10 protein-coding genes and 3 pseudogenes are annotated in these 14,290 nt (G+C 67.3%); 7 read left to right on the top strand and 6 right to left on the bottom strand.

Going from position 1 to position 14,290, the window contains the following annotated elements:
* Window positions 1-185 precede the first annotated feature (185 nt).
* Together HGB39_RS13945 and HGB39_RS13950 are read left to right on the top strand one after the other, a co-directional pair.
* On the top strand, window positions 186-1,091 hold the full coding sequence (locus HGB39_RS13945) for an alpha/beta fold hydrolase (RefSeq protein WP_005561198.1): 906 nt from the start codon (window positions 186-188) through the stop codon (window positions 1,089-1,091).
* A gap of 20 nt (window positions 1,092-1,111) precedes the next feature.
* Window positions 1,112-1,390 (top strand): annotated as a pseudogene (locus HGB39_RS13950) (ATP-binding cassette domain-containing protein); the annotation flags it as partial.
* A gap of 134 nt (window positions 1,391-1,524) precedes the next feature.
* Here the strand turns inward: HGB39_RS13950 and HGB39_RS38610 are convergent.
* Window positions 1,525-1,804: pseudogene (locus tag HGB39_RS38610) on the bottom strand (WhiB family transcriptional regulator); the annotation flags it as partial.
* Between the two features lie 1,009 nt (window positions 1,805-2,813).
* Entirely contained in the window at window positions 2,814-3,698 is an 885-nt protein-coding gene (locus tag HGB39_RS38620; RefSeq protein WP_005571298.1) for a hypothetical protein, read from the bottom strand.
* Between the two features lie 6 nt (window positions 3,699-3,704).
* Here HGB39_RS38620 and HGB39_RS38625 point away from each other — a divergent pair.
* The 3 genes and pseudogenes from HGB39_RS38625 to HGB39_RS13975 all read left to right on the top strand — a co-directional run.
* Window positions 3,705-4,016 (top strand): annotated as a pseudogene (locus tag HGB39_RS38625) (WS/DGAT domain-containing protein); the annotation flags it as partial.
* A 550-nt stretch (window positions 4,017-4,566) separates the two neighbouring features.
* On the top strand, window positions 4,567-4,851 hold the full coding sequence (locus HGB39_RS13970; RefSeq protein WP_064080993.1) for a response regulator transcription factor: 285 nt from the start codon (window positions 4,567-4,569) through the stop codon (window positions 4,849-4,851).
* Window positions 4,852-5,133: 282 nt separating this feature from the next.
* Window positions 5,134-5,757 carry a CatB-related O-acetyltransferase gene (locus tag HGB39_RS13975; RefSeq protein WP_005571305.1) on the top strand — a complete coding sequence of 208 codons (624 nt, stop codon included), beginning with the start codon at window positions 5,134-5,136 and terminating at the stop codon, window positions 5,755-5,757.
* Window position 5,758: 1 nt separating this feature from the next.
* Here HGB39_RS13975 and HGB39_RS13980 read toward each other — a convergent pair whose 3' ends face one another.
* Window positions 5,759-6,025 carry a hypothetical protein gene (locus HGB39_RS13980; protein WP_005264836.1) on the bottom strand — a complete coding sequence of 89 codons (267 nt, stop codon included), beginning with the start codon at window positions 6,023-6,025 and terminating at the stop codon, window positions 5,759-5,761.
* A 254-nt stretch (window positions 6,026-6,279) separates the two neighbouring features.
* Between HGB39_RS13980 and HGB39_RS13985 the strand changes: the two genes are divergently transcribed.
* A complete protein-coding gene (locus HGB39_RS13985) occupies window positions 6,280-7,194 on the top strand; it encodes an AurF N-oxygenase family protein (RefSeq protein WP_043792388.1) in 915 nt (304 codons plus the stop codon).
* Window positions 7,195-7,263: 69 nt separating this feature from the next.
* Here HGB39_RS13985 and fgd read toward each other — a convergent pair whose 3' ends face one another.
* Window positions 7,264-8,271 (bottom strand): glucose-6-phosphate dehydrogenase (coenzyme-F420), encoded by a 1,008-nt coding sequence (fgd, locus tag HGB39_RS13990; protein WP_005571309.1) that lies wholly within the window; start codon window positions 8,269-8,271, stop codon window positions 7,264-7,266.
* Window positions 8,272-8,326: 55 nt separating this feature from the next.
* The gene (locus HGB39_RS13995; RefSeq protein ID WP_005264833.1) at window positions 8,327-8,668 is read right to left on the bottom strand and encodes a YidH family protein; all 342 of its coding nucleotides are present in this window, start codon (window positions 8,666-8,668) and stop codon (window positions 8,327-8,329) included.
* A 92-nt stretch (window positions 8,669-8,760) separates the two neighbouring features.
* Here HGB39_RS13995 and HGB39_RS14000 point away from each other — a divergent pair, with 92 nt between their 5' ends.
* Window positions 8,761-9,720 (top strand): alpha/beta hydrolase, encoded by a 960-nt coding sequence (locus HGB39_RS14000; protein ID WP_005571310.1) that lies wholly within the window; start codon window positions 8,761-8,763, stop codon window positions 9,718-9,720.
* On the opposite strand, the gene HGB39_RS14005 is transcribed toward HGB39_RS14000, so the two are convergent.
* On the bottom strand, window positions 9,676-14,290 hold a 4,615-nt coding region (locus HGB39_RS14005; RefSeq protein ID WP_312029802.1), incomplete at its 5' end, for a non-ribosomal peptide synthetase. The genes HGB39_RS14000 and HGB39_RS14005 overlap by 45 nt on opposite strands.

Below are 14,290 nucleotides of genomic sequence, written 5' to 3' on the forward strand. Positions count from 1 at the left end.
TTGTTTACGCGCACCAGGGACTTTTCGCGATAAGGTGATCGTGGTGCGCCGGGAAGTCTGGTCGGCAAGTTTTTTTCGCATACAAGACCGGACCGAGGCCTCATCATGCGCACCGCATCCCTTTTTCGTCGTGTCAGTCATCGCCACGTGATCGGTTCGAATCACGTTGTCTCGCGGCGCGTGCGATGAAGCACGTGCCCATCGCCACACACGGCATCTACCACGACTCCGGGGACAGCGTTCCGGTCCGCCGTAGCTGCCGGGACCGCCTCGAGCAATGGTCGGTGCCGCACTCCCTCGCGCGGCTCGACACGCCGTTGGGCGCCACCACCGTGCTGTCCGCCGGGACGAGTGCCGGCCGGCCGCCGGTCGTGCTGCTTCCGGGGGCGGGCCTGAACTCCGCAACCACCCTGGCGACCGTGTGCGCGTTACGGGGCCGGCACCGGATCCTGGTCCCGGACCTGCCCGGGGAGCCGGGTCTGAGTTCGTCTCGGCGGCCGCACCGTCATCGCCACTCGTTGCAAACGTACGGTCACTGGCTCGACGCGTTGCTTCCGCAACTGGTAGCCGAACCGCTGATCCTGGTCGGACATTCTCTCGGCGCCGCGATTGCCCTCGCCTCCACGCCCACCGAGCGGGTCGCGAAGCTGGTTCTGCTCAACCCCGCGGGCATCGTCTCCCTGCGCCGCACACCGGAACTGACGTGGTTGCGCACGAAATGGAGCTTCGACCCCACCCTCGAGCACAGTGAGCAACTGCTGTCGTACCTGGAGTCGCCTCGCTCGGTCCCCGACATGGGGTTGGTGAGCTGGTACACGATGATCGCCGAACACTGCTTTCCCGGGAGGCTGCCGCCCCGTCTGCCGGCCGGTACCGTGCTCCGCTGGTCCGGGCGCGTCCCGGTGGTCGTCGCCACCGGTGAGCACGACCGGCTGATCACTCCGGCACGGTTGCGCCCGCGGGTCAGGGAGCTGCTCGGCGTGGATATTCGCATCCTCGACCGGGTCGGGCACCTGGCGTTGCGTGAGGCCCCCGAGACGGTCAGCGAGTTGATCGCCGCCAGTCCGGACATCCGGAGGGAGCCCGTGTGACCAACTTTCGACGTCCCGTCATGGCTGCGATCTCAGTGGAGAATCTCGTCAAGACGTTCGGGCCGACCCGCGCACTGGACGGCCTCGACCTCGAGGTGGGGCCGGGGGAGGTGCACGGATTCCTCGGCCCCAACGGGTCCGGCAAGTCGACGACCATCCGGGTGCTGCTCGGCCTGCTGCGCGCGGATTCGGGCAATGCCCGCCTTCTGGGCGGTGACCCGTGGCGCGACTCGGTGTCGCTGCACCGGCGGCTCGCCTACGTTCCCGGTGAGGTGAACCTGTGGCCCAATCTCACGGGGGTGCGGACACGACGACCGCCATCGAGCTCCTCGATGCTGGTAGAGGCTGGTAGAGGCTGGTAGAGGCTGGTAAAGGCTGGTAAAGGCTGGTAGAGGCTGGCGCGGTGTGAGAGGCCGGTGCTGGTCGCGACGCGGCGGCGGGCGTGTCGTCTGCGGTCAGTTTCGGTCATGCCGCCCCAGATTCCGTATGGTTCCCCGCGGCGAGGGCGTGGTCGCGGCACCGGCGGAACACGGGGCAGTCCTGGCAGCTCCGTCGGCCCGCGCTTCGCGTCGGGCCCGGGCGTGACCGCGTTCCCCGTCCGGGGGGAAGAACACCGACGATTCGATACCGCGACACGCGGCGTCCTCCCGCCAGTCTCCGGCACCGGAGGTGATCTTCTCGGTCGGGGGCGATGAGGGCCCTACGGGCAGCACTGCGGATTCCTTTCGCTCCCGAACTGCGGTCTTACCCACGGGCGGTAGGGCAGCCGAACCCTGAATGCGCGACATATCGCAAATCACATGCCAGGCCGTGGTCATTGCAGCCGCGGCCGGGACGGGTGCGGGTGCCGGTCACCGGCGGGGACCGGCACCGGACGGGCCTTCGGAACGCCCAGGGCGGGCAGGTGGGCGGGTATTGATGTGGCGGAGTATCAGGGCTACCCCGAGGAACGATCCCAAGAGCACGAGAGTCAGGACGAACGGGTCCACGGCAGGGTCTTCCTTCCAATGTCATCGACGCGGATCAGACAAGAGTCGGCCGTCGACCGGCCCCGGGGAAGTATCCGGACTGATTCTTGACGGTATCCATACACCACCTCGGGCGTTCTGTGTCGACAATCGGCGGATGGAGGAGTACCGCACCTTTCGAATACCGCACCCCACCAGTCAACTAGGCGGCGAGCCTGCCCGGGACCGTCCCGCCGCGGCACGGTCCCGGCGCACCTGTTCGCCTATCAGCTCGAACGCGGGGTCATTCCACGGCTGGGGTGGTTCGGCGCCGACGACGCGGTGGTGTGCCACCAGTGCGACTGCACCAACCCCACCCGCATGCGCCTGGGCACCAACGCCGTCAACCGCACCGAGTACCACCTGCCCCGCCGCCCCCTCGCCGACGTCCGCGACCCGGCCGGGCGCATCCGCGCGATCGCCGCCACCATCCACACCGGACTCGTCCGAGGCGACGATCCCGACAGCATCGAAGATGCGGATCCGCTGTGCCGAAGCGGCCGGGCTTCCCCTCACACTGAGGTCACCGCCGGTCCGGCCCCTGCACGCGTAACCGACGGAGAGTGCCGTCGGCACAGGGCCTACCCTGACACGCAGCACTCCCACCCACGGCATGCGTCGATCGCGGCTCCTCGACATTCACCCGGCACTTTTTCGAGTCCGCGCTACGCGACGACTACCTCAGTGCCATGTTGCCGGGTGAACGCCTGCAACTCTATTCGGCCGGGATCTGATGGATACGGCCGTGGGCGACGGAGACCACTTGCGCCGAGTCCAACAGGTCCCTACCGTCGCGACCGACCAACGCCACCACGTGCCCAGCCCTAATATCCTGCGACAGAACAACTCCGGAGCAGAAATGGTCTCCCATCACACCGCGACTGTCGACGATTGGGAAGATCTCGGTGGGGCCGAGCGGGTGGCGGTTCGCGATGGCCGCGGCGACCGGTTCCCCAGCGGTAACGGCGATCGCTGACCCAGCACTGCCCTCCACGATGACGGGCCTCCCGGAGTCGGTGCGATCGACTCCGCGAACCCGGGTCACCGTCACCGCCGCTCGTCCCGTGATCGAGTCACCGAAATCCACAGCAATACGTGGGCGGGGAAGGCGGTTTCGAATGCACGCCTCGTCGACGGCGTTCTCCAGAGCATCCCCGAGTCCGGATGCTCCGTCGCTGTCGGTGCCGCCCGTGGCGATCCCGACATGCAATTCCGTCATCAGCACCTGATGCTCGCGGTGCGTATCGCACATCACCGCGACCGCGGTCAGCATCCGGTCAGAGATGTCGTCCGGGTTCGGTGCGGCATCGCAGCGCAGCCCGGCAACCGCCCGTGCGACGCCGCCGGTGAGCAAAGAACTGGTGCCGCAGAGGACTTCGGTGTGGCGGAACCCGCGCGAGATCGTCGCACCTGCGCCGCGCAGGCCCACTTCGTCGAGCACGTAGGTCGGCGTACCGAACCGATCGGCCACCTCGTCCAGGTCGACGCCGCCGACCGTGATGCGCCCGTGACGATAGTGGGTGGTCACCGGCCACACCGTCGGATCCAACCGGGACGTGGTGGTTCCACGAAGGGAGGGAAGGATGTCGAGAAGTGTCACTGCAGACTCGGCGCCAGCCCAGCCGGCGCAAGCATGCTGTTCGGGCACCATCCGAAGCTGCGTCCACCGTTCAACCTGATCATCTCCAACGTCCCCTGGCCACGCCGCCCGCTGTACTGGAACGGTGCCAGGCTCGACGCGGTGTACCCGCTCTCGATCCCCGTCGACGGGCAGGGACTCAACATCACCTGCACCAGCAACGACGACATCATCTCGTTCGGGATCACCGGATGCCGCCGCACCGTGCCGCACCTGCACACGCTGACCTCCCACCTCGGCCGCGAACTCGACGCACTCGAACACGCCGTGGGCCTCTGACCCCACACGGACCTGCCCTGCCCCGCTTCCCCGACCAACCTTTCCGGTCCTGTCGGCGTGGGACCTCACGTCCATTGAGCTGATGACGTGACGAAACCCCTTCCGGTGAAACCTGATTAATACGATACGAAGGCAAGGAACCATACACATGAACTCATCGAGGACACAGGCCACCCCGGCACACGGACCCGCGGCCCGCACGGGACGATGAGTACCGAGGAGATCAAGGCCCATCTCGAGGCGATGTTCGCGCCCGACCACACCGAACCCGGCGCAGCGATCGGATGCGACGAACCCGGCCCCGGCCAGCGGACTCGGTGACATGCAGCGAGAGACCACCACACCTTTCTGGCCCAGTATCGGGAATCGCGGGCACCGTGCGGAGGGGCCGGCCGCGCGGCGTCTCGCGGACTCCACGGGAGGGCACATCTGGCGGCGCTGCCTGTGCGACGGAGTTCGACGGCGTCACCGCCGACTGACGGCTCAGCAGAGCAGACCCAGAGATGGACGGCGCGCGTTCATCGCGGGGAACGCAGTCCAGGGAATGCCGATGAACACGCCCCTCGCCCACACCGTGCATTCCGCATGCATGGTGCTTGTCGACGCCGATCTGGAGCGATCCGTCATCGCCCGCCTGCGCGAAAATGGCGCGCTGCCTCGGGATGTGGCAATCGTCGATATTCGATCGCATCGCCGCAGTGGGCTCGCCACAGTGCATGCCCTGAGAGCCACGCGATTCGCAGCCGCGCTCATCGGGGTCGGCGCCTTTCACTCCATCGATGATCGAATCGCGTTGCTCGATGCCGGCGCAGATCAGGTCCTACACGGCCCGTGAGCACAGCAGAACTTATCGCCTGGATTCGATCAATACTTCGCCAGACGAGGACCAGACGGCCGGGCGCGCGGGAGGTGAGCACTGCTGATCTTCTCTTGCGAGGGGACCAACCTCCCCCAAGGTCGTTCGACACTAGCACCAGTTCGTGAACACCGGCAATAGCCGATGCCCCTGAAAAGCACATGCAGCGCAGGGCAGTACGGCGCTATACAGGAGATCGCGCACGCCTGCCTGCGCCGAGGAATGGAGAAGTAGTTGCCCACGAATGCCGCACCGGATCCGATGACCCTGCATCCCGTTTCGGGTCAGCCTCGGGTGGTCCTGCTGAAACCTCTGATCGAGAATCCACTGATCGAGGTCGGGGAGTACAGCTACTACGATGATCCCGAGTTCGCGGACGAGTTCGAAACGCGCAATGTCCTGCACCATTACGGGCCGGACCGGCTGATCATCGGCAAGTTCTGCGCGTTCGCGACCGGAACGACGTTCATCATGAACGGCGCAAATCATCGGATGAGCGGAGTCTCGACGTTCCCGTTTCCGATCCTGGGCGGGTCGTGGGCCCAGCACGCCGATCTGCTCGCGGATCTACCGTCGCGGGGCGACACCGTCGTCGGCAACGACGTGTGGATCGGAGGCAACGCGACGATCATGCCTGGCGTCCGCATCGGGCACGGCGCGATCGTGTCGACCGGTTCGGTGGTGACGCGGGACGTGCCGGACTATGCGGTCGTGGGCGGGAATCCGGCCGTCCACATCAAGGACCGCTATTCGGAATCCGAGATCGCCGCACTGGTGCGGATCGCGTGGTGGGACTGGCCGATTTCCGTCGTCACCGAACATGTGCGAACCATCGCCGCAGGCACAGTCGAGCAACTTCAGGATGTCGCCGACAGACTCGGCTGAATCAGCCGCGCGCCGCCTGCGGTGCTTCGGCGTCGAGGTCGAGTTCGCCGTCGTCGGCGAACACGAGGCGTCCGTCGTCGAGAGCGACGGCCCAGCGGTGCACGGGCGCCCAATCACGTCCGAGGAGTCCCTCCGACTGGGACAGGTCCGCGAAATCCTCGATCACGACACCGGGCGCGGGAGCGTCGGAGTCGCGGCGGACCCGAACGCGAGCGCCGACGACGACGTCGGGGCTGTGGGGCTGGGCGGCACTCTTCTGATCAGACATGGGTTCATTCCGCTTTCTGCAGGGTGATGCCAGGGCAAGGGATCATCCGGGCCCGCTGCCGAGAACTCACTACAGACGATTGGCAAATTTTGAGCAAGCCTTGGGTCGCAGTTGTGGGGATCATCACCGGGGCCTTGACGCCCGAAGAACTGCCCGGCCGTTGTCCACAATTTGTACACCAGAGGCATTGACGTCAAGAGGTTACTTCGACATGATTAGGTGTAACTGCTGGTCACACTGACATGGAGGATTTCATGGCACGCTCGACGCTCGCTCTCCGCAATCCGAAGATCACGGATCGCCAGGACACCGGCGCCCGGCTTCTCCAGTCCTCCGCACGCATGTCGTACGACCCGACCGTCGAGGTGGACTGGGACGCACCGGTCTCCGACGACCTGTACGGCCTCACCCCAGAGTGGTCCTCGCTGTACGGCACGCCGATGTGGGACGAGATGACGTTCGAACAGCAGATCACGCTGACGAAGCACGAGGTGTCCTCGATCATGGGCACCGGAATCTGGTTCGAGATGATCCTTCAGCAGATGGTCATCCGGGACATGTACGCCAAGGACGCATCGCAGGCCCACTTCCAGTTCGCGCTGACCGAAGTGGCCGACGAGTGCAGGCACTCGGTGATGTTCGCTCGCACCGCCGAGAAGTTCGGATGCCCCTCCTACGTTCCGCGCAAGTCGGTGGTCACCCTGGGCCGCGGGTTCAAGGCGCTCGCCTCGGGAGAGGTCGCGTACGCCGGCATTCTCGTCGCCGAAGAGATCCTCGACGTCATGCAGCGCGACTGGATGAAGGACACACGCGTCCAGCCGATCGTCCGCGTCACCAGCAAGATTCACGTGGTCGAAGAAGCCCGGCACATGCGCTTCGCCCGGGAGGAGACCCTGCGACGGGCCCAGGGCATGAGCAAGGCGCACCGTGCTGCGAGCCGCGCCTGCATCGCTATCGCGTCCAATCTGATCGTCTCCAGCATGATCAATCCCGCCGTCTACGCGGCAGCCGGACTGGACACCGAACGCGCGCTCCGCGAGGCGAAGAACAACCGATTCCGGGCCGAGAAGATCCGCGAGAGTTCGCAGCCGCTCATGCGGTTCCTGGACGACGCCGATCTGCTGGGCGGTCCTTCCCGGCACCTCTACAAGCGCGTGAACATGCTCTGAGGCGCTCCGCACCCGTGCGCCTTTCTGGTAGCACCCACTACCAAAAAGGCGCACGGGCGGCGAAGCCGCCTACCCACGCAACCGCGGCGCCAGATCCCGCTCGAAGAGTTCCAGGAACCGCTTCTGATCGTGGCCGGGAGCGTGGAACACCAGGTGGTTCAACCCGGCATCGAGATACGGGCGGATCTGCGCCACCGCCTCATCCGGATCCGACGCCACGATCCACCGCTTCGCGACCTGCTCGATCGGCAACGCATCCGCCGCCTTCTCCATCTCGATCGGATCGTCGATCGAATGCTTCTGCTCCGGTGTCAACGACAACGGCGCCCAGAACCGCGTGTTCTCCAGCGCCAACTCCGGATCCGTGTCATACGAAATCTTGATCTCGATCATCTTGTCGATCTCCGCGACATCACGGTCGGCCTTCTCCGCCCCCTCCGCGACCGCAGGCATCAACTTCTCCGTGTACAGCTCCATGCCCTTCCCGGACGTGCAGATGAACCCGTCGCCGCTACGACCGGCGTACCGGGCCACCACCGGACCCCCGGCGGCGATGTACACCGGAATCCCACCCTCGGGCACGTCGTAGATCGACGCCCCCTTCGTGGTGAAGTACTCCCCCTCGAAGTCGACCCGGTCGCCGAGCCACAGCTCGCGCATCAACCGGACCGCCTCCCGCAGCCGCGCGAATCGCTCCTTGAACTCCGGCCACTGACCCGCGAAACCTGTCGCGATCTCGTTGAGCGCCTCACCGGTACCCACGCCGAGCATGATCCGCCCCGGGTACAGACACCCCATCGTCGCGAACGCCTGCGCCACCACCGCCGGGTTGTACCGGAACGTCGGCGTCATCACCGACGTCCCCAACTGCAACCGCTCCGTCCGCTCCCCGACCGCCGTCATCCACGCCAACGAGAACGGCGCATGACCACCCTCGTGCCGCCACGGCTGGAAATGATCCGACACCGTCGCCGAATCCATACCGTGCGCCTCCGCCAGAACACCCAGCTCCACCAACTCCCGCGGACCGAACTGCTCCGCGGACGCCTTGTAACCGAGCTTGAGTTCGTGGGCCACCGTGTACTCCTTCGTCTTCGCGTCCGGTTCGCGAGATGCAAACCTCTTCTGCAGGTTAGAGCGCGGCCACCAGGCTGGCGAGCGCCGCTCCCAGTGCCACCACCGTCAGTGTCACCGCGAACAGCCACAGCTCGTGGGGCGGCGGCATCGGTGCGCCGTCGCGCAGGGCCTTCTCGACCTGCGACCACCGCCGCATGCCGACGAGGGCCGCGGCTGCGGCGAGACCGATCAGGATCAGGCCGAGGGTCGTCCGCACCCACCCCGTGCTGAATTCGGGGACCAGGTGGATCATCGCGATGCCACCGGCCAGAAGTGCAAGCGAACTCCGCATCCAGGCGAGGAACGTCCGCTCGCTTGCGAGGGTGAAACGTTCGTCGGGCCGGTCGTTGTCGGTCACCGAATCATCTTTACACCGGTTCGCTGGAACCGCACCAAGCAGGTACCCCGCAGACCTAGATTGGAAGGGCAGGCCACAGCCAGGGGGCGTCCATGCGAACGTTCGAAGCTCTGCGATCCTCGATCTCTCTGCGTGTACTGGCGGTGATACTGCTGGTCGTATCCGTGTGGGCGGTGCTCGGCCCGCCGTCGGCGTCCGCCGAGCCCCGCATCACCAGGGTGGACGTGTATTCGGAGTCGATGGGCCGGTGGGTGGCCAACGACGTCATCTCTCCCGCATCGGGTGCTCCGGCGCCCACCTTCTACCTGCTCACCGGGATCGGCGGCGGGTCGGACGGGATCTCCTGGTTCAACAACACCGGTGTGCGGGACTTCTTCGCCGACAAGCACGTCAACGTGGTAATGCCGATCGGCGGCCAGTACAGCATGTACACCGACTGGGATGCCGACGACCCGGTCCTCGGCCGGAACAAGTGGCAGACGTACCTGACGACCGAACTCCCCGCCGCCATCGACAGCCGCTTCGCGACCACGGGGGCGAACGCCATCGGCGGGGTGTCGATGGCAGGCGGCGCGGTACTCGACCTCGCCATTCAGGCTCCGGGTTTCTATCGTGCCGTCGGCTCGTACAGCGGGTGTGCCGCGACGAGCGGACTGCTGGGCCAGGCGATGGTGCGGTCGATGGTGGAACTGCGGGGCGGCGGCAATGCGGCCAACATGTGGGGCTCCGCCATGGATCCGCGGTGGCGGGTACACGACCCGATGCTGAATGCCGAACGACTGCGCGGCACAGAATTGTTCGTCTCGAGCGGCAACGGGCTTCCCGGCAGCATCGACAACCACGACCCCGTGCTGGTGGTGCCCCAGACGATCGGCGGCAGCGTCGTCGAGATGGTGACCAACGTGTGCGCGGCCGCGTTCCAGTCGCGGCTGCACTCGCTGGGGATTCCCGCCACGTTCGCCTATCTGTCGCAGGGCACGCATTCGTGGGGGCTGTTCGAGACCGAGTTACGGGAGTCCTGGCCCGTCATCGGCAGTGCGATCGGGGCGTGACCCCAGGGAGCGCTCCAGGATCGGCCCGATGACCGCGAGGGCTTCCGGTGTGGTCATCCGCAGGTGGTCGCACTCCACCTTGTGTTCGACGATCACGCCGGTGATCGCGGGCTGCCAGACACTCGGCGACGGCCGTTCGCCTTCCTCCCCGTCGGCGGACTGCGCGGCGCTGAAGAACAACAGGTCGCCGTCGAACACTCGCGGCCGGTATCCGGTGGAGATCTGCTTCGAGTTCTCCAGGCCGGTGCTGATGCGACCGAGGAGGGTAGACGCGAAAGCGGGGTCGCGGCCGAAGGATCGTCCGAGCATCTCGACCAGTTGCTCGCGGTACGACATGCCGGTGTCGCCCTCGCCCTCGAACTCGACACCCAGCCCGTGCAGCCACTCCTCGGCGTTCACCTCGAGGTCACCGAAGTTTTCGCCCTCCGCGACGTAGCTGTCCATCATCGCGAGTGTGCCGACCTCGGCGCCGGACTCACGGAGTTCGACGGCGACGGCCTGGGCGATGACACCGCCGAGGGACCAGCCCAGCAGGTGGTAGGGCCCCTGCGGCTGCACCGCGCGCATCTCGACGACGTATCGGTGGGCGAGCTGCGCCATCGACTCGAACGTCGTTCCGCCACTGAGGATCGGCAGCTGCAGCCCGTACACCGGGCGGTCGGGCGAGACGTATTTCATCAGTCCGGCGTATCCCAACGCGAGTCCGCCCGCCGGGTGCACGCAGAACAGCGCGGGTTGCGCACCGGACGCCCGGAACGGAACGACGACGTTCAGCACGTCGTCCGCCGGCATGCTTCCGAGCGCCGACGGGTCGACGATGCGGCGAGCCAGGCCCTCCGGGGTGGGGTTGCGGAAGATCCATTGCAGCGCGACGTCGGTGCCGAGCAGGTCGCGGAGCGCGGACGCCACCCGGGTCGCGACGAGCGAGTTCCCGCCCAGTTCGAAGAAGTCGTCGTCGGCTCCGACGCGTTCGATGCCGAGGACGTCGGCGAAGACCTCCGCCACCGCCTCCTCGACCGGGGTGGCGGGTGCCCGGAATTCTCTGGGCGCGAGCACCGGTGCGGGTAGCGCTCGCCGGTCGAGCTTGCCGGTGCGGCCGACGGGCAGCCGGTCGAGCACCACCAGCTGGGCGGGCACCATGTACGGGGCGAGGTGGGATCCGGCGTACCGGAGTACCCCGGCGGTGTCGATGCTCGCCCCGGCTTCGGCGGTCACGTATCCCACCAGCCGGTCGCCGGTGCCGCTGTGCACGGTGACCGCCGCGCGGCCGACGCCGTCGCAGCGGGCCAGCACCGATTCGATTTCACCGAGTTCCACCCGCTGGCCCCGGATCTTCACCTGGAAGTCGTTGCGTCCCACGTACTCCAGTCTGCCGACCTCGCTCCACCGCACGAGGTCGCCGGTCCGGTACATGCGGGAGCCGGGTTCGCCGAACGGGTTCGCCACGAAGGACGCGGCCGTCAGCGCCGACCGCCGGTGGTAGCCGCGCGCGAGCCCCGGCCCCGCGACGTACAGTTCCCCGATCACCCCCACCGGAACGGGCTGCAACCATGTGTTCACCACGATCACGTCGACGCCCCGCCCCGGGCCTCCCACGTTCACCGGTTCGTCCGGCGACAGCACCTCGCTGATCGTGGTCTGCACCGTCGCCTCGGTGGGTCCGTATCCGTTGAAGACGAATCGTCCCGGGGTCCAGCGGTCGGCCAGTTCGGGTGGGAACCGCTCGCCCGCGACGGCGAGAATCCGCAGGGACGGAACGTCCTCGGGGCGGAGGGTGTCCAGGATCGTGGGTGTGAAGAATGCGTGCGAGACGTGTTCGCTCGCGAGGAGTTCGGCCAGTTCCCGTCCCCCGAGGACCGTCGGTGGCACGACGACCAGTGTCGCGCCGACGGCGAACGCCATCAGCAGTTCGAACAACGACGCGTCGAAGCTCGGTGACGCCAGATGCGACACCCGCGCACCGTGCATGGATGCGAACCGTTCCCGTTCCTCGACTGCGAGATTCGCGAGTCCGCCGTGCGTGAGCACGACCCCCTTCGGTGTTCCCGTCGACCCCGACGTGTAGAGCAGGAACGCGGCGTGGTCGACTCTCAGCGGACGCGGACGGTCGGCGTCGGTCACCGGGTCGCTGGAGTACCCGTTCGCCACCTCGGGATCGTCGAGCAGCAGCCACGGCACCACGCCGGGCAACCGGTCACGGTGCGCCGTCACCGTCAACCCGACCACCGCGCCCGAATCCTCTAGCATACCGCCGGTGCGCGCGGGCGGCAGGGCGGGATCGACCGGCACGTACGCCGCCCCCGATTTCGCGACCGCCCACACCGACAGCACCCATTCGAGCGATCGCGGCACGCCGATCGCGACGAAGGCGTCCGGTCCGGCACCCCGACGGATCAGCGCCCTGGCCAGTCGGTTCGACCGCTCGTCGAGTTCCCGGTAGGACACGGTGACGCCTTCGCACGACACTGCGGTCGCCCCCGGTGCGAGCGCAGCGCCCGCGGTGAGGACGTCCGGGAGCGTGCGTTCCGCGGCCGCGGGAAAGCCGCGCATGGGTACGAGTTCGTCCCGTTCGAGGGCGTCGAGGATCTCGAGGTCGCCGACCCTGATCGACGGGTCGGTGACGGCGGTGTCGAGCATCCGGACGAACCGGTCGGCCAGGCCGGCGACGGTTTCGGCGTCGAAAAGGTCGGTGGCGTAGGTGAAACCGGCCGTGATGCCGGCCGGTGTTCCGTCGTCCGTGTACTCCTCGGACAACGTCAGCTGCAGGTCGAACCTGGCGATCGTCGCACCGAGGTCGATGCCCTCGACCTCGACGCCGGGCAGCGAAAGGTCGGGGCGCTCGACATTCTGGAACTCGAGCAGCACCTGGAACAGCGGTGAGTGTGCCGTCGAGCGGGGCGGATCGAGCGCTTCCACGACCTTCTCGAACGGCACCTCCGCGTGGGCGTACGCACCGAGATCGACGTCGCGCACCTGCTCGAGCAGTTCGGAGAACCGGCTCGCGTCGGAGACGACGGTCCGAAGCACCACGGTGTTGACGAACATCCCGATCACGTCGTCGAGGGCGGCCTCGCCGCGCCCGGCGACCGGGGTGCCGACGGCGATGTCCTCGGTACCGGACATCCGCGCGAGGAAGGCGGCCAGGGCGGCGTGCGCGACCATGAACACGGTCGACTGGTGCGTGGACGCCGTCGCCAGCAGCCGGCGGTGCAGAACGGCGTCGATCTCGAATCCGACCCTGCTCCCGTCGGGTGTGCGTTGCATCGACCGCGGGCGGTCGGCGGGCAGGTCCAGGGCGGCGGGGAGGCCGGACAGCGTGGTGCGCCAGTAGTCCAGTTGCTGCGACACCATCGACTGCGGATCGTCCTCCGACCCGAGGAGCTGACGCTGCCAGAGCGTGAAGTCGGCGTACTGGACCGTGGGCGGGTGCCACTCCGGGGTGTATCCGGCCGCCCGCGCGGTGTACGCCACCATCATGTCGCGGGCGAGCGGGACCATCGACACTCCGTCCGCAACGATGTGGTGGACCACGACCAGCAGCACGCGATCGGTGCCGGAGATCTCGAACACGGCGGCCCGCAACGGGATCTGCCCAGTGACGTCGAACCCCTCCGAGACCGCCGCCGACAGCCGTTCCCGCAACTCCTCGTCGCTCGGCACCGGTGTGACGGGCAGGTCCGGCACCGAATCAGCAGCAGGGAGGATCACCTGCACCGGTTCGTCGCCGGCCATCGGGAAGCGGGTGCGGAGCGATTCGTGGCGCTTCACCACATCGGATACCGCGGCCCGCAGTGCCCCGAGGTCGAGTGCGCCGGTGAGCCGGAACGCCATGGCGATGTTGTAGGCGGGCGAAGAGGTGTCGAACTGGTTGAGGAACCACATGCGGGTCTGCGCCAGGGACAGGGGAATGCGTTCGGGGCGCGGCGCTGCCCGCAACTCCGGCCGGTGCGTCAGCACACCCGCTTTCGCCGCGCGCGCGGCGAAAGCCGTCACGGTCGGTGCCTCGAACAGGGCGTGCACGCCGACGTCGACGCCGAGAGCGGCATCGACCCGGGCGACGACCCGGGTGGCCGACAGCGAGTCTCCGCCCAACCGGAAGAAGTCGTCGTCGGCACCGACGCAATCGACACCGAGGACGTCGCCGTACACCTCGGCGACAACGGACTCGAACGGGGTTGCCGGAGCGCGGAATCGACGCGCCGGAGCTTCCGGTGCGGGGAGTGCGGCACGATCCAACTTCCCACTCGCCGTCACCGGCAACTCCCCCAACACCACCACCACCGACGGCACCACACCCCCCGGCAACACCGACCCCGCAAACTCCACCACCACACCCGGATCCACCCGCACCCCCACCTCCGGCACCACATACCCCACCAACCCACCACCCTCACCCACCACCACCGCAGCAGCCACCACCCCCGGACACCGCACCAACACCGACTCCACCTCCCCCAACTCCACCCGCTGTCCCCGCACCTTCACCTGAAAATCAGCACGCCCCACAAACACCAACGACCCCAACCCATCCCACCGCACCAAATCCCCCGTCCGATACAACCGCGACCCC

It is taken from the genome of Rhodococcus opacus (genome assembly GCF_012396235.1).
GTDB lineage: Bacteria > Actinomycetota > Actinomycetes > Mycobacteriales > Mycobacteriaceae > Rhodococcus_F > Rhodococcus_F opacus.